This is a genomic window from Chryseobacterium sp. CFS2 (genome assembly GCF_036543225.1).
GTDB classification, from domain to species: Bacteria; Bacteroidota; Bacteroidia; order Flavobacteriales; family Weeksellaceae; genus Chryseobacterium; species Chryseobacterium culicis_A.
In genome coordinates, this window is the sequence record NZ_JAZHQU010000003.1 from 106,642 (window position 1) to 131,935 (window position 25,294).

Below are 25,294 nucleotides of genomic sequence, written 5' to 3' on the forward strand. Positions count from 1 at the left end.
AAGAGCTCATTTTAATGGTACTCTTTTAATCAACAGCAAAACATCTTAAAAACAAATGGTATGAACTGGATTGCATTAATTATCGCAGGAATTTTTGAAATCGGATGGCCTTTGGGGCTTAAACTATCTCAACAACCGGAAAATAGTAAATGGAACTGGATCATCTTTTCGGTCTTATGTATGACGGTTAGTGGAGGATTTCTCTGGTATGCCCAGAAAAGCATCCCTATTGGAACGGCTTATGCGGTCTGGACAGGAATCGGAGCGGTAGGAACTCTATTGGTTGGAATTCTCTTTTTTCAGGATTCTGCAAGTATTTTAAGACTATTGTCTGCTTTACTGATTGTTGTCGGTATCGTTGGTCTCAAATTATTTTAAAGTAAAATTGGCTTAAGACTATCAGAAGTCTTAAGCCAAAACATTATTCAACATTCGAATAATAAACTAACCACATTCATTTTTCCTGGTTTTAATATTCTTTTATGTATTATATTTTTTATAAAGCAAATGTGAACAAACCAATAGAAATGCGGAAAAAATATCTATCAACAGAGATTCAGGATCTACAAAACTTATAATTATGAGGTCGTTTTAAACAATTTTATTTCCAATATTATAGCTCCAACAACGCCTTATACGTTCTCCCTACCGGAAGTTTTTTCCCATTAATCTGGATCATATTGGCTGACTTGACTTCTATTTTTGATCGTGATATAATATATGATTTATGAATGCGGGTAAACATTGCAGGATGTAAAGTCTCTTCTATTTTGCTGATGGGCATTTTAAAAGTGAAGCACCCTGCTTTGGTATGAATATGAATGTATTCTCTTAAACTTTCGATGTAAAAAATATCGTGGAGAATAATTTTCACCTGCTTTTTACCACTGCTGATGAATATAAAATCGCGCTCAGAGACTTCAAGTAAAGCATCTTCTGCTTCCATCAAATGTTTGAATTTGCCAACAGCAGTCTGAAAACGCTCATACGGAATAGGTTTCATCAGATAGTCTGCAATATCAAGTTCATAACCTTCTACAGCATACTGATGATACGCTGTGGTAACAATTACAAAGGGAGGATTTTTTACCTTTCTGAGAAAATCAAAACCTTTTACCACCGGAAGATGAAGATCAAGAAACATCAGATCCACATCATGGATACTTAAAAGACTGCTGGCATATACTGCATCTGTACATTTTCCTATAAGATTCAGTTCCGGGTCTCTGGAGATGAAATTTTCCAGAATTTCGGCGGCAATGGGTTCATCTTCTACAATAATGCAGTTGTATTTTTTATAGGCTGATGGTATCATGGAAATTAATGGTTAAAGTTATAGTATAGTGGTTATTCTTGTCTTCTACCGACAGTGTATGTTGAGGATAAAGCAGTTCAAGCTGTCGGCGGATATTTTTTAATCCTATTTTTGTGGAATGTTGATGAGGTTTTTCCTGTTTGGAATTTTCTATGCAGTAAGTAAGAATTCCGTTCTTTAACTTGATATCAACGGTAATAAATGCTTTTCCCAGACTTTCAGAAACACCATGTTTAAACGCATTTTCCACAAACTGTATCAAGATCAGAGGTGAAATTTCCTGTGAAGGATTATCAATTTCTTCCGTAAAATTAATGGTAAGCTGGTGATGACGGATTTTCTGGATCTGTATGAAGTCTTTAATATTTTCAATATCCTTGGCTATAGAAATACTTTTTTCGGAGGATTCATAGATATTATACCGCATTATCTTGGAAAGCTGCAGGATTACATCCGGGGTTTCATCTGCTTTTTTCAGAGCCATACCGTAGATGTTATTGAGCGTATTGAAAAGAAAATGAGGATTGATCTGTGCCTTCAACATGGTCAGTTCCTGATCCAGCTTTTCTGATTTTAATTGAGCTATTTGCTCTTTCAGAAGATTCTTCTGCCTGGTAATTTCAACCCCGAAAATAAGGCCCACCATAAAAATAAGATCCATAAAAGAATTGAATGCTACATAGCCATTCATAAAACCAGAAACCTCTTTCCCATCCAGTGTTTCTGTAACTCCGTAGAGGTGAGGGTAAATGATAAAATGAGTCAAAAGCCGATGCCCGAAAACAGCAGCAATTACAATGAAAATATAGATAAAGTATTTAGAAAAACCTTTAAAATAAATCTTCTCATAGACATATAGCAAGGCATAGGCTAGTGGAATTTTGATAAAAAGATAGCCAAGCTCCAGAATAAGTGTATTCTGAAGTCTTATGGACCATTTGAAATCCGGGAATTGATATCTGGACCAGTAAAAGTCAAGGTAAACTTCCAGAATATAATACAATATCCAAAAAAGCAAATGAATCCGCCATTTAGAGGAACGATCTGATTTCAAATTTGTGATGATTTAAAAGTACAAAGTACCATTTGTTAACTCAAATATAAAAATATAAGTCTATCAAATGAAGATAACGATCTACAAACTATTGATTTTGAACGATGCCGGATCATCAGGATTTGAGAAAACAGAAGGTTTGGGAAGTTCTAAGCCCTTTTTTTATTGGTGAATTTTAAAGAAACTTCAGGATACATAAGATTGAAAAAGCTGAAGATCAGCAGAATATTAAATTCAATCCCGTTATTTCCGCCTCCTACTACAAACCAGCCATTTTGCCAGTGTACATAATAAATTCCGAAAATGAAAATGAGAATATTACAAACAGCTACCGGTTTAATGCACCTGTCGATCCAGATCAATACTACAGAAAACAAATGGATAAGTTTGATCATCCACGCAACATAAATTCCTATTGGACTGAAACCTATACTATCCAGATAAACATGTCCGAAATCATTCACATCTCCACTGAAAATGGAAATTACACTATGCATCAGCAATATTGTTGACAAGGCTAAGCGAAGAAAGAAACTCTTTTTCATGTAACCAAAAGTAATACATGAAGAACAGGCCTCTTTTATTTTGTATATCAACAACTTGGAAATAGGTATAAAAATTTTACTTTTTAAAAGTATGTGAACTGTATTTTAATAAGATAGTGGCAATAATAATTTTCTTTCACATATATCATTATATAGTGATTTAAATAAAATAAATTATTATATTTACGTTCAAATCAGGCGCGAATACCAAAATAAAATAATGATACAAAAAAATGCAGGATATCAGGATGAGAACTTAGGAAACATCCGGAAGGTCTTACAGAGCAGACACCATGATTAATTCCCTCATGATCATGAATCTGTTTTTGTTCTTTAAATTATTAGGGTAAGATTCTAAAACACAAATGCTTCTTTTTCAATCAAAAAAAGAGTGGTTAAATACCACTCTTTTTATATTAAATTCAAAAAAATTGTCAGTTTTAATTCTGTGTCAGACTTTTCTTAATAAACTCTTCCAGTTCTTTGCCATGAAGGTTTTTAGCTAGAATAGTTCCCTCTCCGTCAATAATCACATTAAAAGGCAGTTCATCAACTTCGTAAAGCTTTGCTACGGGGCTTTTCCAGAATTTTAAATCGCTGATTTGTATCCAGTTGATAGTAAACCTGTCAATTGCTTTCTGCCAGCTTTCCTTATTCTTGTCCAAAGAAACTCCAAGTATTTCAAACTGATTGTTCTTTACCTGTTCTGAGTAGGTTTCATACATCGCTTTAAGTTGAGGCTGTTCTTCTACACATGGAGCACACCATGTTGCCCAGAAATCAATCAGAACAAGTTTTCCCTTCAGTGTTGAAAGAGAAAATGAAGTTCCGTCTGCTTTGGTCATTATTATCTCAGGAGCTTTCTTTCCAATTTCTATTTTGTTTTGAGCAGCAATAAATCCTGAGAAAACTATTAAAAATATTATGGTAAAACCGGTCTTCATATTAATCATTTGTAGGATAATCTTTATCTAACCAGTCTGTTTTAATGTTTTTGGGAAGATTTAAAAGTTTCGCATTTTTGAAACCCATTTCCATCAGTAATGCAAAAGCAGGGCGAATATTAGGACACTTCACAAAAGGGCAGCATCCGCAGTAAATCACAATTTCTCTGTTCTTAGGAATATCTTTGAGATAATTTTTCAGCTTTTCAAGGTTTTCAGGCTCATGGGTAGGACCAATGTCTACCGAACCTTTAATGATGGCTTCCGGTCCGACTGAAATGATTACAAGGTCTTTTGTCTTATGCTTTTCAATTCTGGAAGCCAGTAACGCGGGATCCATCAGCTGACTGTCTTTCCATGGATCCTGTTTTTGCTGTGCCTGGCTGAAAATGGAGCAGACAAAGCACGCAATGATTAACAAATACTTCATACTTTTATTTTTCACAAAGATAAAAATGTTTTATTGAGGGATCTGTTCAGAAGACAGGAAAATTAGCTGTTTTCGTACATTTTACTTCAATCAGAGTTTTTTGGGAGTAATATGAATCACATTGGATGCTCCGGGCTCTATGACCAATTGAGTTCCTCCTCCCCTTTCATTTTCCCGACCCTGAATTGCGGATCCGGTAACCAGAGTTAATTTCCCCTGAAAAACGGGATGAATTGACGACAGCGGAATTTCAATTTCCTCTTCTTCAAGCTGTATAATAATAGATTCTGCATCAATGGGTTGACGGGTTCCGTCTTTTAGGACAGCAAATGCCTGGTATTTATGATTTTCGTTCATTCTTCTGTTTTTTATCAGTAATAAAAGTATCAAGAATATTTTAGACCAGAAATAGTAAAATATTTTAATGTAAATGTTGATATTTTAAAGGTTAATATCTGTTTGATTTTAAATATTTAATACATTTATATCAAGTATCATTCAATCTAAAAAAAAGAAGATGGAAGAAAGATTCCAGCCTGATGCAATCATCATAGGAGCCGGACTGGCAGGGCTTACTGCTGCCATGGAAATTACCAATACCGGGAAAAAAGTTCTGCTTTTGGATCAGGAAACAGAACAGAATATTGGCGGACAGGCATTCTGGTCATTTGGTGGATTATTTTTGATCAATTCCCCTCAGCAAAGGAGAATGGGAATTAAAGATTCTTATGAACTGGCATTGCAGGACTGGAAAGGAACAGCCGGATTTGACCGTCCTGAAGACTATTGGCCTCGTCAATGGGCAGAAGCCTATCTGAAATTTGCTGCCGGGGAAAAATATGAATACATTTCTAAGCTGGGTATCAAGCTGATGTTTATGGTAGGCTGGGCAGAACGTGGTGATGGTTCGGCAACAGGTCATGGAAATTCTGTGCCCCGTTTTCATGTTAGCTGGGGAACGGGAACAGGTGTCGTAAAACCGTTTGTGGAAAAAGCTTATCAAGCTCAGAAAAAAGGACTGCTTCAGATGAAGTTCAGACATCGGGTGACAGAACTTATCACCGAAAACGGAAAGATAAAAGGTCTTAAAGGAGATATTCTGGAAAATGATACCCAGGAAAGAGGTGCTGCTACAAACAGAAACGTTATCTCAACATTTGAATATACAGCTCCGAATATTATCATCGCTTCCGGAGGAATTGGTGCCAACCATGAGCTGGTAAGGAAAAACTGGCCGGAAAGATTGGGAAAAGCCCCTGAAAATATGGTATGTGGTGTGCCAGCCTATGTGGATGGCAAAATGATTGGCATTGCAGAAAATACAGGTGCTCATATCATTAATCCGGACAGAATGTGGCATTATACGGAAGGATTACAAAACTGGAATCCTATCTGGCCGAATCACGGAATCCGCATACTTCCAGGTCCATCATCTTTATGGTTTGATGCCAAAGGTAAACGCCTCCCCGCTCCTTTGCTTCCGGGATTTGATACGTTAGGGACTTTACAATATATACAGGAAACAGGATTTTCCTATTCCTGGTTTATTCTTACCCAGAAAATTATTAAGAAGGAGTTTGCTCTTTCAGGCTCAGAACAGAATCCGGATATTACCAATAAAGACTATTCTCTTTTTCTGAAAAGAATTTTTGGTAAAAAAGCTCCCGGACCCGTAGAAGCTTTTAAAGAACATGGAAAAGATTTTATTGTATCAGATAATCTGAAAGATCTGGTTAACAGGATGAATGAGCTGGCTGGAAATAACCTGTTGAATTATGAAGACATACACTCGCAGATTGAAGCCAGAGACAGGGAATTAGACAATAAGTTTTCAAAAGATACTCAGGTTAATTATATCAGGAATACCCGAAATTATTGGGGTGATAAATTGGGACGTGTTGCTGCTCCGCATAAGATTTTAGACCCTGAAAATGGTCCTTTGATTGCTGTACGTCTTAATATTTTAACCCGTAAAACTTTAGGTGGAATAAAAACCAATCTGAACGGACAGGTATTAAAAGATGATGACAGCATCATTGAAGGATTGTATGCTGCCGGAGAAGCTGCTGGATTTGGCGGTGGCGGAATGCACGGCTACAGAGCTCTGGAAGGAACATTTCTGGGAGGCTGTATTTTTTCAGGGATGAAAGCCGGAAAATATATTGCCGGACTTTAAAATTAAATAGTAGGATGAGTCATTATTTTGATCATAAAGTCATTTGGATTACAGGAGCATCATCAGGAATTGGTGAAGCACTGGTAAAAGAGATTGCAAAGAACAGCAATGCGAAAGTCATTCTTTCATCCAGAAAGGAAGAAAAGCTGCATAAAGTTGCAGAAAAAGCAGGTTTGAATACTGAACGGTATTCAGTAATTCCTTTAGACCTTAAAAATTATAAAGAAATGCCAGCCATTGCAGCGAAAGCATCTGAACAGTTTGGAAAAATTAATATTCTGATCAATAATGCCGGACTCTCACAACGTTCTTTAGCCATGGAAACAGATATTGAAGTGGATAAACAGCTGATAGATATTGATTATATCGGAACAGTAGCTCTTACAAAAGCAGTTCTGCCTTATATGATCAGGAATAAAGGCGGACAAATTGCTGTGGTATCAAGCCTTATGGGAATATTCGGGGCTCCTATGCGAAGCGGATACGCAGGGGCAAAACATGCCTTACACGGATTTTTTGATGCGTTGAGGGCAGAATTATTCAATCAGAATATTCTGATTACGATCATTTGTCCGGGCTTTATACAAACCGATATTTCTGTGAATGCCGTTACCGGAGACGGTTCATTACAGGGAACAATGGATGATGCCACGAAAAACGGAATGCCTGCAGATGTTTTTGCAAAAAAAATGCTGTATGCGATTGAAAAACAGAAAAAACAAAAAGCCATAGGAGGTAAAGAAGTAATGGCCGTCTATCTGAAAAGATTCTTTCCGAATTTACTGGCAAAAATAATCCGTAAGGCAAAAGTGGTATAAAAAAGCACCATTCCTTATTGAACAGTGCTTTTTTAGTAAATAGACGAATGGGGCTGTATTAAAAGGTTTTCACCAATCCAATTCCTACTGTTTTATTTTGATAAAATGGCATTACCATGGTGGATGACAGTGCATTTTTACTTTTATTTTTTCCCCTTAATAAATCGATCTGAAGTTCATTTTGTTTTACCACATTGGAACTCCTGAACTGTTTCCTCCGGATAATAGAATACACTCTTGTCATAAGCTCAGAAAGATGAAAAGGTTTGGTAAGGTAATCATCAGCACCCAATTTTAAGCCTTCAATCTTATCATCAAGAGCATTATTAAATTTAGGAGAAATTTTGAATTTAAAGTAAAAAGAGAAAAACTTATTTACCTTCCCGGAATCTGTGCCTTCTCATAGATCAGTCCTTCATTTTTCAATTCCTTCCAGAATTCAGCAGGAATCTCAGTATGGAGAGCCTGTATATTGTCTTTCACCTGTTCAGGCTGGCTGGCTCCGGGGGTAATGGAGGCAAATTCATCAGAAGCCAATACAAAATGAAGGGCAGCATCAATAAGACTGATATTGTATTTTTCTGCAATGGAAGTCATTCTTTTCCGTTTTTCATGCATTCCTTTTGGAATTACATCTTTATAATTATAACGCTCTCTTCCTGCTATATATCCTGAATTATATCCGGCTCCCGAAACCAGTTTTACACCTGCTTTTCTAACCGCAGGAAGAAGACGGTCCACAGCATCTTCATGTTCCAGAATAGAATATTGTGTTGCCGAAAGACAGATATCCGGATCAGCAGATTCAATACAATCTAAAATAGGTTCTATTTTATTAACCCCCATTCCCCATGCTTTTATGACTCCCTGATCACGAAGTTCAGAAAGAATTTTGAAAGCTCCTTTCTGAGCTTGTTTCAAAAAATAGGGATAACGGTCTCCTACCTGATCTTCAGATAAATCATGAATATAAACAATATCGATGTGACTCAAGCCCGTTCTTTCCAGGCTGTCTTCTATAGATCTTTGTACAGCATCGGCAGTGTAATCATGGAAAAAATCAAAGTTAAGCGGGTTTTTCCACATGGTTGGAGGAATGTCAGATTCAGGAACCTGATGAAAAAGTCTTCCTACTTTGGTGGAGAAAATAAAATCATCCCTGTCTTTATCTTTAAGAAAATGTCCAAATCTCCGTTCACTTTTGGTCAATCCGTACCATGGAGAAGTATCATAATACCGGATTCCTTTATCCCAGGCAGTCTGTAGAATTTCATGAGCCTGCTCATCTGTAATATTTTCAAAAGCTGTTCCTATAGCTACACCTCCTATTCCCAGTTGGTGCTTTTCTGTTAAAATGTGTGATTTCATATATGAATATTTAAAGTGTTGGATGATCAGTAACGTACAAACATCGTGCTGGCACCGAATAAAACGTTAAAAAGAAAATGGATGTTGAAACCTGAAATTCTTAATGGGAACTGATATTAAGGCTGTTTGGTTACTTTATATACTATGTTAAATATTTGTATTATAGTTTCTTTGGTCTTGTTATTGAATGAAATATAGTACACCATTTGAAATAATCACATACTATGAAAAAGCATATTCTAATCGTAGGAGGAGGATTTGCGGGCATCAATCTTATCAAATCTCTCAAGAATGATAAAAGGTTCAGAATAACTCTTGTTGACAAAAACAATTATCATTTTTTTCCACCGCTTATTTATCAGGTAGCTACTTCCTTTATAGAAGCTTCTAATATCAGCTATCCTTTCAGAAAGCTGTTTTCGGAAAATAAAAATGTGAAATTTCACATGGGAAGCCTGATTAAGGTGAATCCTGAAAACAAAACTATAGAAACTGATACCGGAAATCTCAGCTATGATTATCTCGTACTTGCATTAGGAACAGAATCTAATTTCTTCGGAATGGAAAACGTAAAAAAATGTGCCCTTCCGATGAAAAATATTGAAGAAGCACTTTATCTGAGAAATCATATTCTGCTGACGCTGGAAGAAGCAGCGCGAAATAAAAATATTAAAGAAGCAGAAAAACTTCAGAACATCGTTATTGCCGGAGGTGGGCCTACAGGAGTAGAACTGGCGGGAATGCTTGCCGAAATGGGAAAATATATTGCCCAGAAAGAATACCCCGAAATCAAACTGGGGCTTTCTAATCTTTATCTCATTGATGCTCTCCCTACTCTGCTTTCACCCATGAGCCAACTCGCTCAGAAAACAGCTTATGAGAAGCTTAAAGAATTAGGAGTGAAAATCATTCTGGATGTTTCTGTAAAGGATTATAAAGACAATAAAGTCATTTTAAGTGACGGGAGTTCAATAGAAACAGAAACCCTCATCTGGACTTCCGGGGTCATTGGAAGAGAAATCCCCGGATTACCGGAAGATACTATTGGAAAAGGCAGAAGAATACTTGTAGATGATTATAATAAAGTAGAGGGTACAACCAATATTTATGCATTGGGAGATATATGCCTGATGCTTTCCGAAGAAAAATATCCTAAAGGACATCCTCAGCTCGCTCAGGTTGCCATTCAGCAGGGAAAGAATCTCGCTGCCAATTTTAAACGGATAGAAGACGGGAAAGTCCTGGAGCAGTTCCGCTACAATGATAAAGGCAGTATGGCCATTATATCCAAGTACAATGCAGTAGTGGATCTTCCAAAGCAATCTTTTAACGGATTTATAGCCTGGCTTACCTGGCTTTTCATCCACATCATTCCGCTGGTAGGATTTAAAAATAAAATTCAGCTTGCCATGGATTGGTTTCGGTTATTTATCACCAATAATCCATCTATCAGGCTTATCCTCTTTCCAAAAAGAAATACAGAAAACGGATCATGATAAAAAAATAAGAACACTTAAATCTATCATATTATGAAAAATCAAAAAAGGCCTCCTTTTTTTGGGGAAACAGTTGTCATCACAGGTGCTTCAAGCGGAATTGGTAAGGCCACAGCAGAAGCTTTTGCAGAACAGGGAGCAGACCTTGTGTTAGCAGCAAGAGGTGAAGAAGCGCTTATGGAAACCGTAGAATTATGCAGAAAGCTGGGAGCTACAGTTATTGCTGTTCCTACAGATACTTCTGTAGCTGAAGATGTTCAGAACCTTGTAAAGGAAACCCTTGAATTCACCGGGAAAATTGATTATTGGATAAATAATGCGGGAGTACTGGCATTTGGTAAATTTGAAGAAATTCCGATGGATGTCAATGATCAGATTGTAAAAACAAATCTTTTGGGATATATGCATTCGGCACATGCCGTACTTCCTGTCTTTAAAAAGCAGAAAAGAGGCGTATTGCTTAATAATATCTCTATTGGAGGCTGGATGCCTGCACCATACGGAACAGCCTATACAGCCTCAAAATTTGGAGTCCGCGGAATGGTAGAAACATTACAGGGTGAGGTTTCAGACTTTCCTGATATTCATATCTGTGCGCTTTACCCAGGGTTTCAGAAATCTTCCGGGATTGAACATGCCGCCAATTATTCAGGGATAAAACTCAGTACACCGCCTCCAGCGTTTGATCCACGTAAACTGGCAGCTTCTATTGTAAAAACAGCCAAAAATCCAACGGAAGCTTCTTATCCGGATTGGTCAGCAGTAGTTTTTAAAAATTTATATGAAATGTTTCCCGGAATAGTCCGCTATGCATCTTCCGCAGGAGTGAGAATGCTAATGAAAAAAGCCGGTAAAGATGAAAATACCGCAGGAAATGTACAAAAACCTTCCGCAGGGAATATGAGAATTGACGGGAAAACATTATTTTCCATTCCAAAGAAACCCTTAATCTTAGCAGGCGCAGGAATCATTGGAGCATTGGCATTTGGACTCATTTTTTCAGGAAAATCTAAAGAAATAAGATAAGATTGATAGAAATAAACAGTCATCAATATATTTTGAAAAAGGTTCTTTTGTATGTTTTTTTGTGATATATTTCATAAATTTACGCAGCTGTATCAAATCTGATGGCAGCATAAAATGTTTCGGCGGTGAAAATTCACAACAAAAAAAAATACCTCAGTTTCCTTAAATTTAAAAGAGATTTCCAAAAATACGGATTAGAAAAAGCACGCAGCTATGAGCTTATTCTGCATTGGCTGAACAACAGGCTGAGCAGAAATCAATTTCTTGTTCTTTCCGGGATTTTGGTAGGCTGTACCGCTGGTCTGGCAGGAGTTATCCTGAAAACTCTGGTACACAATATTCATTATTTCATTACCAATAAAGTTCATTTTGAATATCAGATACTATTCTATATTGTTTTTCCTTTTTTAGGAATTGTTTTGACTACCATGATTGTTCTGACGCTGTTCAAAGGTCAGGACCGTAAAGGGATCGGAGCTATTTTGTACGAAATTGCACAGAATTCCAGTATTGTAGCTTCCGTTAAAATGTATTCTCAGGTGATCCAAAGTGCGGTTACCGTAGGATTGGGAGGATCTGCCGGATTGGAAAGTCCTATTGCCGTTACAGGAGCTGCCATTGGCTCCAATTATGCACAGACCTACAGACTGAGCTACAAAGAACGTACTTTATTGCTTGCCGCGGGTGCTACAGCCGGAATTGCATCAGCATTCAACGCTCCTATTGCGGGGATTATGTTTGCTTTTGAGATTCTTTTAACCGGAGTGGTTTTTACAGATTTCATTCCCTTGGTCGTTGCTGCAGTTTGCGGAAGTCTTTTGTCAAGAATTTTGCTTCAGGAAGATGTCCTTTTCAGATTTTATACCAGGGAGGCATTCAATTATAAAAACGTTCCATACTATTTGATTTTAGGATTGGTTACAGGATTATATGCCCGTTATTTTGTCATCATTTCTCAGAAAGTGGAACATTTCATAAAAGGACTTCAGCTTTCCAGAATGCGTAAAGCGATGTTTGGAGGAGCAGTGCTGTCCTTATTATGTGTTCTTTTTCCTCCTCTGTTTGGGGAAGGTTATGAAACTGTAAAGGCTTTTACGAACGGGAACACCTACTCTATTATTGAAAACAGCTTTTTCAGATACTTTGAGATCGGAGACTGGACGATTATTATATTTTTGGTGCTGGTATTACTTTTAAAAGCATTTGCAACCTCATTTACCATATTCAGTGGCGGAAACGGAGGTAATTTTGCACCTTCTCTTTTTGCCGGAGGAACTTTAGGGTATTTATTTGCTTTGGTTTGCCAGCATTTAGGTTTTACAGATGTTCCGGTGACCAATCTTGTTTTGGTAGGAATGGCCGGAGCGATGAGTGGCGTATTGTACGCTCCGCTTACCGCAATATTTCTGATTGCAGAATCAAGTTTCGGGTACGATTTGTTTATCCCGCTGATGATTGTTTCCATCATGTCTTATCTCATTGCCAAATGGTTCTCCCCGATTTCTCCCGAGCTGAAATCTTTAGCAGATGAAGGAAAAATATTCACAAATAAACATGATAAAAACCTCCTTTTTGCTTTAAGAACCGAAGATTTTATTGATAAATATTCACAAACTATAAATGAAAATGCATCTGTGACAGAACTGTTTGAAATGGTAAAGAATGGGGATAAAAATATTTTTGCCGTTGTGGATGAAAGCAGAAAACTGAAAGGAGTTCTTACTTTGGATGATATAAGACCTTATCTTTTTAATAAAGAAATTGAAACCTCCCAGGGTGTTGCCCAGATCATGAAAACTCCACCAGCCGTTCTTCACCGCGAAAATAAACCATTGGATATTCTCCAGACCTTTGATGATACCGGAGTATGGAATCTTCCGGTAGTGAATGAAAATAATGATTTTATAGGATTTATTTCAAAATCTTCAATACTTATGAGCTACAGGCAGCTTCTGAAAGAATATTCTGATTAATATTTGATAGTAGAATATAACAACTAAAGAACTCCATTCCCCTCTTCTGGAGGGGTGTCAAATCAACAGATTTGACAGGGTGGTATACAAAAAATCCGTTCAGCAATGAACGGATTTAATTTTAGTCTATAATGAAAGTTGAAAAAATTAGTTGCTTGCGCTATTCAACAGAGCAATATCTTCCTGATCCAGAATAAGTTTTGGAGCATTGAATACAGTCTCCAGCTGTGAAGCACTGGTGGCACTTACGATAGGTGCTGTGATTAAAGGATTGGATAGCAGCCATGCCAGAGAAACCGTTCCCTGAGTGGTATTATGCTTTGCACTTACCTGATCCAAGGCTTTTAATACCTCAAGCCCTTTAGGATTTAAATATTTTCTTACGCCCTCACCTCTCGCACTTTTTGCAAGATCTGCTTCATCACGATATTTACCGGTTAAAAAACCTGCTGCCAGAGACCAATAAGGAAATACACTTAAGTCAAACTGTTCTGCGAGAGGAGCATAGTTTGTTTCAAAACCTTCTCTTTCCATTAAATTGTAATGAGGCTGTAATGCTACATATTTGGGAAGGTTATTCTTCTCAGCGGCATCAAATGAAGCTTTCAAACGTTCTGGTGATAAATTGGAAGCGGCAATATAACGTACTTTTCCTGCCTTAATGATCTCATCATAAGCAGAAAGCGTTTCTTCTACCGGAGTGATATGGTCATCAAAATGAGTATAATAAAGATCAATATGATCGGTCTGCAGCCTTTGCAGAGACTCGTCTACAGATTTTAGAATATGCTTTTTGCTGATGTCATAGCCATGTTCTTTTGTCTCTGAGCCAACTTTCGTTGCTAAAACGATGTCGTTGCGGTTTGATCTGCTTTTCATCCACTTTCCGATAATCTCCTCAGACTGTCCGCCTTTTCCGTTCACCCACCATGAATAGGTGTCTGCAGTATCTATAAAATTGAATCCGGCTTCCGTAAAGCGGTCCAGTATATTGAAAGACTGTTTCTCGTCCAGAGTCCATCCAAAAACATTTCCTCCGAAATTGATTGGGGCAATCATTAAATCGGTGTTTTTGATATTTCTTTTTTCCATAAAAATAATTTTACTACGTGAGCTCTAAGGTAGGGAATATTAAGGGCGGAGACTATTCAAAATGACCATTCTCTTTATAGTTATTATAAATGAAAATGCTGATCTTTCCTCAGTTTTTTTGATTATTATTTTTGTTGCGAAATCGCAAAGGCGCAAATGAATTAAACACCAGCTGCTTCAAGGCGCAAAGATATTATCTCTGATAAAATTGAGTGTCTCTTGCAAAAACAGCTAAAAAAAATAAAAACAGCCCGTTTGAAAAGCTGTTTTTATTATCTATCAATTAAAAATACGGCTATTTTTCAACCTGAGGAATCTCAATAGCAATAAGCTGTAGTTTGTATTCCTGCAATTGCTGGTTGATGGTCGATAAACCGTTGCTGAAGAATGAAGATGCTGTAAAAAGCTCATGATAATATGCGATCCCTTCAAGAATATTTTTCCTGAAGGCATTCCATTTTTTTGTCTGGGAATGGGTAATCTGTACGGTTGATTCTGCAATTTCCTTTCTCAGATAATCCACATACATTTTCAATTCATTGATGAACATGTTCGGACGTTGATTGTTAGAAAGAATGTTGGTATTTCCGTAGATATGTTTTACCATTTCCGAAAGAGAAACTTCCTTATCAAAAAAAGCAATATTGGGTCCGGGACATATCACTACCCCTTGTTTTTCACCTTTTATTTCAAGGTTTTGTTCCATATATGCCGCATTTACAAGTCCTACGCACAGGCAGGCTTTATCGGTAATTTCAGACTTTCTTTTATTGAATTCCTGCTCTGTTAATGTTTCCTGTTCTGCATACAATGCTTTCAGTTTGATATCCTGATATTTTTTAGATGCGGTACAGGTTCCTTCCGGAGAAAATTCTTTGCTTAATGCCAGAAGTTTTTTAGGGCACGAACTTCCGTATTTTCCTTTCGCTTCTTTTTCATACTTCAATGTCTCGTTGGATGTTCCTTTCACTGTATTGAAAGGAACTCCCAATGGTGAGATATTACTCAGATAAAAATCCTGTTCTTTCGATTGTAAAAGTAAATTTCTGGTTTCAGTATCTACAGAGGTTGCTTCGGGCACCAATAAAAACGGAGAACCCCATCCTACGCTGTCTACACTATAATTCGCCAATAAAAACTCATGTTCTTCAGAAGTACCTACTCCACCTTGTACCGTAATTTTCATTTCTAAAGGTTCTGAAACTACAGGTTTTCCTTTTTGTTCTAAAGCAGCAGTCATTAAAGTGTGAGCCGATTGTATCAGATCATTTTTTTTCTGCTTAAACTCTTCCATGATAGGTCCAAGAAGCATTCCTTCAGTGGCAAATGCATGGCCTCCGCAATTCAATCCGGATTCTATTCTGTATTCTGAAACCCATAACCCTTTTTTAGCCAGAAAATTCCCCTGGATCATCGCAGAGCGGAAATCACTTACTTTAAGAATGATTTTCTTTTTGATTTTTCCGTTTTCATCCGGGAAAAAGTCTTCAAACTCTTCCATATAGCTGTACAAACGGGGATTCATGCCTGCAGAAAGAACCATTGATGATGACAGTTTACTTTTGGCAAAACCCCGCAGTGAAGCATGGGCATCGTTATACATTACAGGAAGCTGCTCATTTTTATGATAATTGTCTTTATCTACTTTCGTCATGATATTGACATCAATACTTCCCGGTTTTAAATTGGATTCTATGAAGTTTTTGATATTGGAACTCCAGTTGTCTTTTTGATTGATAAGGGTTTGGAGGCTGTTTTTAAGATCCGAAGTATTCGGAAGCATGGCCATAAAGTCCTTTAAAGCTTCTTTGTTTTTGCTGATTTCCTGTTTGAAAGATTCAAATTTTTCATTCACAATATCATCCACCATATCCAGATAGGCTGTCACTCTTCTGGCTCTGTAGTCTTCTGTTTTTGCTGAAATTCCGAAATAGTCAAGATTGAACTTTTTATTGTAAAAGTTCTTCATTTTTTCCAGGATTTCATCATCAATGATGGAGATCACAGAAGAAATTCCATATTGGGCAACACGAATCGGGCTGTCTATAGTATAAGCCAGACCCATTACCGGAATATGGAAATTGTGCAAAGGTTTTTTTGTCATAAAGTTTTGATAAAAGTTCTTTTATTATTTATCTAAAAATCCTTTACAACTATTCACTGCCTAAAAATATTATTTTAAAATGAATTATGCGGTAAATAATATTTTGTTTTGTAAGAAATATGTCAAATGTCATTTTTTAGTGGCTGATCTTTTATTTTACCAGTATGTTTTTAAAGTTATTCAGCTTTATTTTTAAGCATCATCAGAAGACTATAAGCACCTTTCTGGACAATTTTCTTATCTTTTAAAAAGTCTGATTTTATTATCTCTGTAAACTGGTCATCAGAAATTCCGGTTACTACGGGAATCATTTTATAATTGGATTTTCCAAGATCTTCAAAAACGTAATTTTTATTTTCATAAGAAACCACTGCTTCATTGGGAAGACCTTGTGTATAACGGCTGCTGATTTTGACTTCAGCATTGATATACATTCCTTTTACAAATTCAGCATTTACCGAAGACAGTTTAGCAATTGCAGTGGCAGATCCTCCGTTTTCAATACTTGGCACTACGCTGACAATTTTAGCATTGGATTTCAGCTCCGGATTCTGATTGTTATACACTAAAATTTCCTGTCCTGTTTGAATATCATTCACATCATTTTCAAAAACCTTTAATTCTAAAAGTAATCCTGCCGGATTGATCAATTCAAATAAAGTATCTGCCGGATTGATGTATTGTCCGTTATTCACAAGAATTTTGCTTACAAAACCTGTAAACGGAGCATGGATACTGATCCTGCTTCTGATATTTCCGGTATGTAAACCTTTGGTATTGATTCCGATAATTCTCAGTTTTTCTTCAAGTCCTTTCAACGTAGCATTCAGTGTAGCGTAATCAGCCTGTGCGGTCTGCATCGTCTTATCACTGCTGGCTTTGCTTGTATTGAGGTCTTTCTGGCGGTTGAAATTCAGTCTTGCGGCTTCAAACTGAGCTTTTGTCACCAGATAATCCTGTTGCAGCTGTATAAACTGCGGATCTTCTACTACAGCGAGCACTTGTCCTTTGTTGAAGTGGCTTCCATTAATCACGTTAATAGATTTTATATGCCCTCCCATAATACTGGAAACGGAATTAATATGTGATGGTGCAATTTCTGCTTTCCCGTTTAGTCTTACCAGTTTTTCCATATTTCTGTTCTGGATACTGGTTGTTGTTAATCCTACAGACTGAATCTGCTTTTCTGTAAGATGAACTGAGTTTTTATTGTTTTCAGTAAATTTCGTGTTTTCATACACTGTTTTTTCTTCTTCTTTTTTTCCTGAACATGAAGATAAAGTAAGGATTAAAGTAAGGCTGTATAAAGATATATTCTTGAAATGCATGATGATATTATTTTGAAATTAAGAATTGAAGTTCTGCCCCAATCTGATTAAGTTTTTCCAGCTGATCAGTATAATCTGCTTTGGTTTTTACGGCCTGGTTCACCAGTATTACCCAATCCAGATAATCAATTTCTCCTGCTTCCATCTGTTTTTGTGCAGTTTTTAAAATGGTTTCAGATTTTGGGAGCTGTTTTTGTTCGTAATTTTCGATGATCCGCTGCTGGTTCATATAATTGTTCAGCTGCTGATTTAATCTGTTTTGAAGCTCGATTTCTTTTCTTTGGTATTGATTCTCGGAGATTGCAATTTTAGCCTGTGCTGCTTTAGCCAAAGCTCTTTGTCCTTTTGTAAACAATGGAATTCCCACTCCTACCTGCACTGAATTGAAGCGGTTGTTATTGATGTTTTTCATACTCTGGTTAGTATATCCGATAAGAAGATCCGGAAGCAGTCTGCTTTTCTCAAGCTGTGCTTCGGCCTCTCCTATTTTGACCTGTTGCTGCAGATACTGAAGTTCGGGGTGTTGCTTTACCATTTCCCCGGAAATCTGCATCCCTATACTCATGGTGGGCTTTTCAGCAATAGGCTGGTAAGGAATTTCGGACTGAAGTAATAGTTGAAGCTGAAGTTTGGCCATGTTCAGATCATTTTCAAGAATATTCAACTGTACTTTTACCTGTTCTTTCTGAATTTCAGCGGTGGATTCCTCTAAAATATTGGCTTCACCCTTTCTTAACCGTAATGCGGCTTTATCTGCAAAGTTATTATACAACTGACTGATGTATTCCAGGACTTTTTTCTTCTCCTGAAGCACGAGTATTCTGTAGAAAACATCCGTCACTTCTCTGGTAAGCTGTGTTTTTGTAAGGTTTTGATTAATGACACTTGCAGACCATTCGGCATCCAGCATCTGCTTCCTTTTTGAATAGACCGTTGGAAAGCTGAATCTCTGGGAAATCCCGAATGAATTATCTGTTTCTTCTCCCTGAATCTGCCCAAATCCTCCGGTAACTTCCATCTGAGGAATATCCAGATAGCTGGCTTTTAGCTTTTCCTGATAATCTGATAATAATTTTGAGTTTTTAAGAATACCGTTTTGTTGGTATGCCTTTTCCAAAGCCTGGTTATAGGTAATATTTTCCTGAGCCTGGAAACTTCCAAAGGAAATTAACAACAAGAAAACAGAAAGTTTTTTATAGTTGGTTTTTTTTGCGAATTTCATTTTATCTTTATTAATATGTTCAAACAGGACGTATAATATGGGAAGTACAAATAGGGTTAAAAAGGTTGCAAGCATCAGACCTCCGATTACCACAGTTGCCAAAGGTCTCTGTACTTCAGCTCCTGCACCGTTGCTTATGGCCATGGGAAGGAATCCCAAAGAAGCTACAAAAGCCGTCATCAAAACCGGGCGGAGTCTGATTTTTGTGCCTATGAGTACAATTCTGCTGGTATTTGATATTCCACTGTTTTTCAATCGGTTAAATTCTGATATCAAAACAATTCCATTAAGTACAGCTACTCCAAACAAAGCAATGAATCCTACTCCTGCACTAATACTGAAAGGCATTCCTCTCAACGCCAGAAAATAAACGCCTCCTATTGCAGACAACGGAATGGCAGTGTAGATGAGCAGGCTGTGTTTTACAGAACCGAAAGCAAAGAATAAGAGAAGGAAAATCATCACCAACGAAATGGGAACAGCAATTCCCAGCCTGGCTTTAGCTTCATTTAAGTTTTCAAAAGCACCTCCATAAGAAACAGTGTAGCCTGGTGACAGCTTAAGGCTTTTACCAGCTTTTTGCTGAAGTTCCTCCACAATACTCTGAACATCTCTTCCTCTTACGTTAAAGCCTACAATAATCCTTCTTTTGGTATCTTCTCTCTGAATCTGGTTCGGGCTGTTTTTAAGTTCTACTTTAGCCAATTGTGACAATGGAATCTGCTCTCCAGAAGCCGTAGGAACCAAAAGATTCTGGATGCTGGTAATATCTTTTTTCTGTTCATTATCCATTCGGACAACGATGTCAAACTTCTTCTCGCCTTCGTATAATGCTCCTGCTGTCTGACCTGCAAAAGCCATGTTGATCACCCTGTTGATATCTGCCACCGAAATATGATAACGGGACAGTTCGGAACGGTTATAATCAATCACAACCTGCGGAGCACCTACAACAGGTTCAATATAAAGATCCTGAGCTCCTTTTACGGTATTGATGACAATTCCCATCTTTTTCGCATAGGCAGCTAAGCTATCAAGATCTTCACCATAAATTTTGCATACCACATCCTGCCTTGCTCCGGTCATCAGTTCATTGAAACGCATTTGTACAGGGAACTGGAAGCTGGTGGTAAGGCCTGGGATAATGCTTAATGCTTTGCTCATTTTATCAGAAAGTTTAGGAAATGTTGTTGCGGAAGTCCATTTCTTTTTAGGCTTTAAAACGACGATCATATCTCCGGAATCCATAGGCATAGGTTCTGTGGGAATTTCTGCACTACCAATTTTCATGACTACTTTTTCTACTTCAGGAAACTGTGTTAAAAGGATATGTGCTGCCTGAGTGGTTGCTTTCTTTGTTTCATTGATATTACTTCCCTGCAGGATTCTCATCTCCACGGCAAAGTCACCTTCCTCCAAAGAAGGAATAAATTCTCCTCCCATTCTGGAAAGGGTAAAAACAGCACCAACAAACAGGATGAATACGCCAACAATAATGGTTTTTCTGAATTTAAGAGCCTTCATCAGGAGTTTCTGATGTCCTGTTTCCACTTTACCCATCACACGGTCTGAAATGTTTTCTTTTTCCTTTTTCTTTCTGCTTAATACCAAAGAGCTCATCATAGGAATATAAGTCAGAGAAAGAATAAAGGCACCAATCAGGGCAAAGGCAACCGTCTGAGCCATAGGTTTGAACATTTTTCCTTCAATTCCCTGAAGGGTAAAGATAGGAAGGTATACAATCAGAATAATAATCTGTCCGAAAACCGCACTGTTAACCATTTTAGTTGCAGAGCTGGAAACCTGGTCGTCCATTTCCTTTTTGCTGAGCATATTGTCTTTTCCAAAATGCTTTTTATGAGCGAGCTGATGCAGTACTGCTTCAACGATGATAACGGCACCATCTACAATAAGCCCAAAATCAAGAGCTCCAAGGCTCATCAGATTTCCTCCCACCCCGAAAATATTCATCATGATAATCGCGAAAAGCATCGCTAAAGGAATAACGGAAGCAACCAATAATCCCGCTCTGAAATTTCCTAAGAATAAAACAAGGATAAAAACAACAATCAAGGCGCCTTCCATAAGATTGGTTTTTACCGTACTGATGGTATTGTTCACCATTTTAGCACGGTCAAGAAAAGGCTCGATGACCACTCCTTCAGGCAATGATTCCTGGATTTTTTCCAGTCTTTCTTTGATATTTCCGATCACCACATTGGCATTCTCTCCTTTCAGCATCAAGACAATTGCTCCGGATACTTCTCCGGTATCATTATAGGTCATGGCGCCATATCTTGTGGCATACCCGATCTTTACAGAAGCCACATCTTTAATATGTACAGGAATCCCTTCTTTGGTTTCCGCTACCTGGATGCTTCCGATATCTTCTGTGCTTCCCAGAAGCCCTTCACTTCGGATAAATAAGACCGTTTCTTTCTTTTCAATATAAGCACCTCCCGTATTCTGATTATTCTTTTCAAGAGCCGCAAAAACATCGTTGATATTGATATTAAATGCCTGGAGTTTATTCGGATTAATGGCAATTTCATATTGTTTCAATTTCCCCCCGAAACTACTGACATCAGCCACACCTTTTGTTCCCAGAAGCTGTCTTCTGACTACCCAGTCCTGAATGGTTCTGAGTTCAGTTTCATCATACACATTTTCGTATCCTTTTTTGGGTCGTACCACATATTGGAAAATCTCTCCCAATCCGGTTGAAATAGGCCCTAATTCCGGCTTCCCGATTCCCTCAGGGATGTTGTCCTGAACGAGTTGTAAACGTTCCTGAACCTGTTGACGAGCCCAATACACATCGGTATTATCATCAAAAACTACAGTCACCAATGAAAGCCCGAAACGGGAGAAGCTTCTCAGCTCTGTAATTCCGCTGATATTGCTGGTAGCCTGTTCAATAGGAAATGTAACAAGACGTTCTATATCTGCTGCACCATAAGAAGGAGCTGTTGTAATGATCTGAACCTGATTATTAGTGATATCCGGCTGTGCATCAATAGGAAGTTTGGTGGTTTCATAGACTCCAAAAAGCACAAGCCCCACTGTAAACAGAGCAATGATGAGTTTATTCTTTACAGAAAACTCAATAATTTTATTTAACATGGAAAAACGATTAATTAGTAACCCGGGAATGCGTTATAAAAACTGTTGGACTTTTCCATTGCAGAAATTGCTTAGGGTAACAACAAAGTTATAATGACATCGTAAACAGAGTTATAATGCACAACAGGTTAAATTGATATGGAATAATAAATGGATTGCTTTAAGGATAAAGCAATTTCAGGATAAAATCAATTAAGAAAGCCGCGGAGGCTGAAAAATCTGAGAAAGATATTGATTGGAGAAATCTTTTTCTTTGTAGATAGTGGTTTTCTTTGAAACCGTAATTTCTTTAGGTTTTTTAAATTCGAATGTCAACTCCGGAAGCTGAGCATGTACAGTTAGTACAATTGGTGGATTGATAAACGGCAGTTTCTGATCAGTGTCCCAGTCAGAATCCTGTTTATGGTTATCATAATGCTCCATTACAAATTCTGAAAAGCTACCGTGATATTCCATGAAATGCTCAACAAACATAGGAACTTTCAATACTTCCCCCGCATTGGTGGTAGCCAGTACATACATCATCGAACATAATATGGAGAACCATTTTAACATGGATGCAAATATAGGGCTTAAATTTTTCCTGAGAGCGCACCAGTATTAATTTTTTGAGAATTTTATCTAGTTTAAAAATGGTTTAAATAAATAATAGCGATTCAAAATAATGTTAGATTCACCAAACAAAAATTAAAGTCTGGATTTCAGCCGGCTTAGCGTTTCCTGTGAAATATTAAGATAAGAAGCCACCATTTTATTGGAAAGTCTTCTTACAACAACCGGATTTTCATCCAGAAGCTGACGGTATTTTTCAAGAGCATCCTGAACAAGGAAAGACATGAGTCTTTTGGTATTATTCACATACGCTGTTTCCAGATAAATTCTGTAAAACTTTTCCCATTGCGGGATAACTTCCAGGAGGTGGTAAAAATTCTTATGGCTGATATAATATACTTCTGAATCCTCTACGGCCTCAATAAATTCCTCAGAGGGTTCAGAAGTAATGAAACTGGTAAGTGCAGTGGCAAACTGGTTTTCAAATGCAAAATATCGGGTGGAATCCTGTCCTTCTTCATTGATGAAAAATATACGGAGGCAGCCATTCACTACAAAGAATGTTCTCTGGCTGTTTTGCCCGTTAGAAAGCAGCATTTCATTCTTTTTTAATTGGATCGGTCTGAAATAAGAGAGAATCGTTTCCAATTCTTTATCCGTTACTGCTATTCTATTTTTAATATATGATGTTAAAAGTTCCTGCATGTAAGCAAAAATAGGGATAAATGGCTTTGCTTACCTCTTTTATTCCGTACTGTCTATGGATTTTCTGCCTGCCCGGCTTTCCAGTATGAACAGATGTACATCCCATGTGGATCCCAGTCCAGCGTTGTTTTGAAATAAGTACGAAGCTCATGTACCGTAGTATATTCTGCAGCGATGTAAACATATTCTTTTAAAACTCCGGATGGAAACTGAACAGATTTCACCGTTTCAGTAAGCTTACTTCCCTTCTCAGGATGAGGATTGTGCAGCCATTCAACCGAAATATCGGCTGCAGAACACAGAATAAGCTCGTCCTCTTTGCCGGCTACCTCCAATAGGATCTTTGCGGATACATAAGACGGAAACTGTTCTGCAATGGCACAGATAACAGGAAGCGCTGTTGCATCTCCTGCCAGCAGGTAAAAATCAGCATCAGGAACTAGTGGTCTTGTACTTTCTTTCACTCCTACTTCTAATACATCACCTGTACAGGCTTTTAGTGCCCAGGCAGAAGCCGGACCATTATCACCATGAGCAACAAAATCAATAGTTAATTCCCTATTTTCAAGATCAATTTTTCTGTTGGTATAGGTTCTGACGAGAGAAACGCCGTCCTCTTCAGCCGGGATAAAAATTTTATTGTTAGAACCGGAACCGACATTCGCCAACAACTCAGCCTGTTTTTCATCGATTTCGAATATCACACGGATAAGATGTGGAGTAAGATATTGCTTGTTTTTAACAATAAATGCAGAACGTATTTTTTTTGTTTTCCCTGCCTGAACTATTATAGAATTTTCCATTTTTTATTTTTTATTGAATAGTAAAATGATCATAGATAAAACACAGCTGATGCCTCCGAACAGATACACTGTCTGATAATCAAACCAGCCTGCAATCAATCCGGCAATAGGTCCTGCCAGTCCTAATGACAGGTCAACGAAAGCCACATAAGCTCCCAATGCTGTTCCCCTCATCTGAGGTTTTACTTTTTGAATGGCAAGAACTCCCAACGCCGGAAAAACCAGTGAGAATCCTACACCTGTTAATCCACATCCAAGTAAGGCTAATGTTTTGGAAGGAGATGTCCAGATGAGCATCTGCCCCGCCACTTCGATAATCAGAGAGATCAATGCTATTTTAAAACCTCCGTATTTATCCGGAAAAGAAGCGAATAAAATTCTGGTGAGGACATAGCAGGCTCCAAAAATCATAAAAGCAAGTGAGGCGTCACCCCAATTTTTTTGTGTGAAAAATAAGGCAATAAAAGAAGCGATACATCCAAAAGCCATTGATGAAAAAGCAAGACTCAACCCCTGACCGGATATTGCACCAATTACTTTGTAGAAAGGAGTTCGCACATGATCTTTATCTACCGGAATAGAAGGAAGTTTTGCGGTGGAAAGCCAGCTTACCAGCGGAAGTAAGGCAATCAGCATAAAAGCAGGCAGGATATGGTATTCTTTACTTAGCCAGATACTGATGGGAGCTCCAATGGCAATGCCTGCATACATGGCAATACCATTCCATGTCATTACTTTTCCGGAATTGGAGTGCCCTACGAGACCTATTCCCCACGTTAAAGCTCCGGTAACCAGGAAACTTTCACCAACTCCATGGATAATTCTTGCGATTAAAAGAAAGACCAGTGCCAGCAATGGATGAGCCTGAAATACGACAGCCAATACATAAACTATTCCGGCAATCACTGCCAGTATCACACCGGACATTTTGCTTTTCCTGGCTCCTTTTGTATCAGTGATTTTTCCGGAATAAGCACGGGTTAAAAGGGTTGACAACGACTGCAGACCAATGACAAGTCCTACAATAATACTGTCAAAACCTAAACTGTCCTGGACAAACCTTGGAAGTACTCCCAGGGCAATTCCTATTGTGAGATAAACCCCGAATACCGAAATGATAATCGGAGCAGTCGCCTGATAGAAATTAATAGTCTGTCCTTTTTCTAATGTTGTACTCATAAATTTTGTTTAAAATATTCGGGTGCAAAGGTCCCTGTACA

21 protein-coding genes and 1 pseudogene are annotated in these 25,294 nt (G+C 37.8%); 6 read left to right on the forward strand and 16 right to left on the reverse strand.

All coding sequences use genetic code 11. From position 1 onward, the window contains the following. The first annotated feature begins 60 nt into the window (after positions 1-60). Positions 61-378 (forward strand): DMT family transporter, encoded by a 318-nt coding sequence (locus ODR02_RS07305; protein WP_105682296.1) that lies wholly within the window; start codon positions 61-63, stop codon positions 376-378. A 235-nt stretch (positions 379-613) separates the two neighbouring features. Here the strand turns inward: ODR02_RS07305 and ODR02_RS07310 are convergent, their stop codons facing one another. The 6 genes from ODR02_RS07310 to ODR02_RS07335 all read right to left on the reverse strand — a co-directional run bounded on the left by ODR02_RS07310 (position 614) and on the right by ODR02_RS07335 (position 4,645). Then, positions 614-1,315, reverse strand: a complete 702-nt coding sequence (locus ODR02_RS07310) for a LytR/AlgR family response regulator transcription factor (RefSeq protein ID WP_309511993.1) — start codon at positions 1,313-1,315, stop codon at positions 614-616. Next, positions 1,296-2,333 carry a sensor histidine kinase gene (locus ODR02_RS07315; RefSeq protein ID WP_309511994.1) on the reverse strand — a complete coding sequence of 346 codons (1,038 nt, stop codon included), beginning with the start codon at positions 2,331-2,333 and terminating at the stop codon, positions 1,296-1,298. Before ODR02_RS07315 ends, ODR02_RS07310 begins: the two co-directional genes overlap by 20 nt. 185 nt (positions 2,334-2,518) lie before the next feature. Next, entirely contained in the window at positions 2,519-2,866 is a 348-nt protein-coding gene (locus tag ODR02_RS07320) for a DoxX family protein (protein WP_245169698.1), read from the reverse strand. Positions 2,867-3,354: 488 nt separating this feature from the next. Then, the gene (locus ODR02_RS07325) at positions 3,355-3,858 is read right to left on the reverse strand and encodes a TlpA family protein disulfide reductase (RefSeq protein WP_245169699.1); all 504 of its coding nucleotides are present in this window, start codon (positions 3,856-3,858) and stop codon (positions 3,355-3,357) included. A 1-nt stretch (position 3,859) separates the two neighbouring features. After that, positions 3,860-4,288, reverse strand: coding sequence for a rhodanese-like domain-containing protein (locus ODR02_RS07330; RefSeq protein ID WP_209784405.1), 429 nt, complete (start codon positions 4,286-4,288; stop codon positions 3,860-3,862). A 90-nt stretch (positions 4,289-4,378) separates the two neighbouring features. Continuing rightward, entirely contained in the window at positions 4,379-4,645 is a 267-nt protein-coding gene (locus ODR02_RS07335) for a hypothetical protein (RefSeq protein ID WP_209784406.1), read from the reverse strand. A gap of 160 nt (positions 4,646-4,805) precedes the next feature. On the opposite strand from ODR02_RS07335, the gene ODR02_RS07340 reads away from it, so the two are divergent. After that, positions 4,806-6,464, forward strand: a complete 1,659-nt coding sequence (locus tag ODR02_RS07340; RefSeq protein WP_309511995.1) for an FAD-binding dehydrogenase — start codon at positions 4,806-4,808, stop codon at positions 6,462-6,464. A gap of 14 nt (positions 6,465-6,478) precedes the next feature. After that, complete coding sequence (locus ODR02_RS07345; protein WP_309511996.1) at positions 6,479-7,282, forward strand: SDR family oxidoreductase; 804 nt, start codon at positions 6,479-6,481, stop codon at positions 7,280-7,282. A gap of 208 nt (positions 7,283-7,490) precedes the next feature. Here the strand turns inward: ODR02_RS07345 and ODR02_RS23575 are convergent. Together ODR02_RS23575 and ODR02_RS07355 are read right to left on the reverse strand one after the other, a co-directional pair. Beyond that, positions 7,491-7,595 (reverse strand): annotated as a pseudogene (locus tag ODR02_RS23575) (DNA-binding response regulator); the annotation flags it as partial. Between the two features lie 62 nt (positions 7,596-7,657). Continuing rightward, on the reverse strand, positions 7,658-8,650 hold the full coding sequence (locus ODR02_RS07355; protein WP_309511998.1) for an aldo/keto reductase: 993 nt from the start codon (positions 8,648-8,650) through the stop codon (positions 7,658-7,660). Between the two features lie 224 nt (positions 8,651-8,874). On the opposite strand from ODR02_RS07355, the gene ODR02_RS07360 reads away from it, so the two are divergent. The 3 genes from ODR02_RS07360 to ODR02_RS07370 all read left to right on the forward strand — a co-directional run bounded on the left by ODR02_RS07360 (position 8,875) and on the right by ODR02_RS07370 (position 13,145). Next, positions 8,875-10,146: an NAD(P)/FAD-dependent oxidoreductase gene (locus tag ODR02_RS07360; protein WP_309511999.1), complete on the forward strand. Its 1,272-nt coding sequence runs from the start codon at positions 8,875-8,877 to the stop codon at positions 10,144-10,146. A gap of 33 nt (positions 10,147-10,179) precedes the next feature. Continuing rightward, positions 10,180-11,172, forward strand: a complete 993-nt coding sequence (locus tag ODR02_RS07365; RefSeq protein ID WP_309512000.1) for an SDR family oxidoreductase — start codon at positions 10,180-10,182, stop codon at positions 11,170-11,172. Between the two features lie 125 nt (positions 11,173-11,297). After that, positions 11,298-13,145, forward strand: coding sequence for a chloride channel protein (locus ODR02_RS07370; protein WP_309512001.1), 1,848 nt, complete (start codon positions 11,298-11,300; stop codon positions 13,143-13,145). A 147-nt stretch (positions 13,146-13,292) separates the two neighbouring features. On the opposite strand, the gene ODR02_RS07375 is transcribed toward ODR02_RS07370, so the two are convergent. The 8 genes from ODR02_RS07375 to ODR02_RS07410 form a co-directional block, all read right to left on the reverse strand. Then, complete coding sequence (locus ODR02_RS07375) at positions 13,293-14,237, reverse strand: aldo/keto reductase (protein ID WP_309512002.1); 945 nt, start codon at positions 14,235-14,237, stop codon at positions 13,293-13,295. A gap of 295 nt (positions 14,238-14,532) precedes the next feature. Continuing rightward, positions 14,533-16,341 carry a hypothetical protein gene (locus ODR02_RS07380; RefSeq protein ID WP_309512003.1) on the reverse strand — a complete coding sequence of 603 codons (1,809 nt, stop codon included), beginning with the start codon at positions 16,339-16,341 and terminating at the stop codon, positions 14,533-14,535. Between the two features lie 176 nt (positions 16,342-16,517). Then, a complete protein-coding gene (locus ODR02_RS07385; protein ID WP_309512004.1) occupies positions 16,518-17,669 on the reverse strand; it encodes an efflux RND transporter periplasmic adaptor subunit in 1,152 nt (383 codons plus the stop codon). Between the two features lie 7 nt (positions 17,670-17,676). After that, positions 17,677-22,014, reverse strand: a complete 4,338-nt coding sequence (locus tag ODR02_RS07390) for a CusA/CzcA family heavy metal efflux RND transporter (protein WP_309512005.1) — start codon at positions 22,012-22,014, stop codon at positions 17,677-17,679. 192 nt (positions 22,015-22,206) lie between these two features. After that, the gene (locus ODR02_RS07395; protein ID WP_331835233.1) at positions 22,207-22,569 is read right to left on the reverse strand and encodes a hypothetical protein; all 363 of its coding nucleotides are present in this window, start codon (positions 22,567-22,569) and stop codon (positions 22,207-22,209) included. 132 nt (positions 22,570-22,701) lie between these two features. After that, positions 22,702-23,271: a Crp/Fnr family transcriptional regulator gene (locus ODR02_RS07400; RefSeq protein WP_309512006.1), complete on the reverse strand. Its 570-nt coding sequence runs from the start codon at positions 23,269-23,271 to the stop codon at positions 22,702-22,704. A 53-nt stretch (positions 23,272-23,324) separates the two neighbouring features. Beyond that, a complete protein-coding gene (locus ODR02_RS07405) occupies positions 23,325-24,074 on the reverse strand; it encodes a siderophore-interacting protein (RefSeq protein ID WP_309512007.1) in 750 nt (249 codons plus the stop codon). Between the two features lie 3 nt (positions 24,075-24,077). Next, positions 24,078-25,253, reverse strand: coding sequence for an MFS transporter (locus ODR02_RS07410; RefSeq protein WP_209784421.1), 1,176 nt, complete (start codon positions 25,251-25,253; stop codon positions 24,078-24,080). Between the last annotated feature and the right edge of the window lie 41 nt (positions 25,254-25,294).

Bases quoted from the DNA above. Each gene is read 5' to 3' on its own strand.
- ODR02_RS07405 (WP_309512007.1), bottom strand. From the start codon at position 24,074: ATGGAAAATTCTATAATAGTTCAGGCAGGGAAAACAAAAAAAATACGT.
- ODR02_RS07305 (WP_105682296.1), top strand. From the start codon at position 61: ATGAACTGGATTGCATTAATTATCGCAGGAATTTTTGAAATCGGATGG.
- ODR02_RS07310 (WP_309511993.1), bottom strand. From the start codon at position 1,315: ATGATACCATCAGCCTATAAAAAATACAACTGCATTATTGTAGAAGAT.
- ODR02_RS07355 (WP_309511998.1), bottom strand. From the start codon at position 8,650: ATGAAATCACACATTTTAACAGAAAAGCACCAACTGGGAATAGGAGGT.
- ODR02_RS07335 (WP_209784406.1), bottom strand. From the start codon at position 4,645: ATGAACGAAAATCATAAATACCAGGCATTTGCTGTCCTAAAAGACGGA.
- ODR02_RS07410 (WP_209784421.1), bottom strand. From the start codon at position 25,253: ATGAGTACAACATTAGAAAAAGGACAGACTATTAATTTCTATCAGGCG.
- ODR02_RS07360 (WP_309511999.1), top strand. From the start codon at position 8,875: ATGAAAAAGCATATTCTAATCGTAGGAGGAGGATTTGCGGGCATCAAT.
- ODR02_RS07365 (WP_309512000.1), top strand. From the start codon at position 10,180: ATGAAAAATCAAAAAAGGCCTCCTTTTTTTGGGGAAACAGTTGTCATC.
- ODR02_RS07340 (WP_309511995.1), top strand. From the start codon at position 4,806: ATGGAAGAAAGATTCCAGCCTGATGCAATCATCATAGGAGCCGGACTG.
- ODR02_RS07320 (WP_245169698.1), bottom strand. From the start codon at position 2,866: ATGCATAGTGTAATTTCCATTTTCAGTGGAGATGTGAATGATTTCGGA.
- ODR02_RS07375 (WP_309512002.1), bottom strand. From the start codon at position 14,237: ATGGAAAAAAGAAATATCAAAAACACCGATTTAATGATTGCCCCAATC.
- ODR02_RS07330 (WP_209784405.1), bottom strand. From the start codon at position 4,288: ATGAAGTATTTGTTAATCATTGCGTGCTTTGTCTGCTCCATTTTCAGC.
- ODR02_RS07395 (WP_331835233.1), bottom strand. From the start codon at position 22,569: ATGTTAAAATGGTTCTCCATATTATGTTCGATGATGTATGTACTGGCT.
- ODR02_RS07400 (WP_309512006.1), bottom strand. From the start codon at position 23,271: ATGCAGGAACTTTTAACATCATATATTAAAAATAGAATAGCAGTAACG.
- ODR02_RS07325 (WP_245169699.1), bottom strand. From the start codon at position 3,858: ATGAAGACCGGTTTTACCATAATATTTTTAATAGTTTTCTCAGGATTT.
- ODR02_RS07385 (WP_309512004.1), bottom strand. From the start codon at position 17,669: ATGCATTTCAAGAATATATCTTTATACAGCCTTACTTTAATCCTTACT.
- ODR02_RS07390 (WP_309512005.1), bottom strand. From the start codon at position 22,014: ATGTTAAATAAAATTATTGAGTTTTCTGTAAAGAATAAACTCATCATT.
- ODR02_RS07380 (WP_309512003.1), bottom strand. From the start codon at position 16,341: ATGACAAAAAAACCTTTGCACAATTTCCATATTCCGGTAATGGGTCTG.
- ODR02_RS07345 (WP_309511996.1), top strand. From the start codon at position 6,479: ATGAGTCATTATTTTGATCATAAAGTCATTTGGATTACAGGAGCATCA.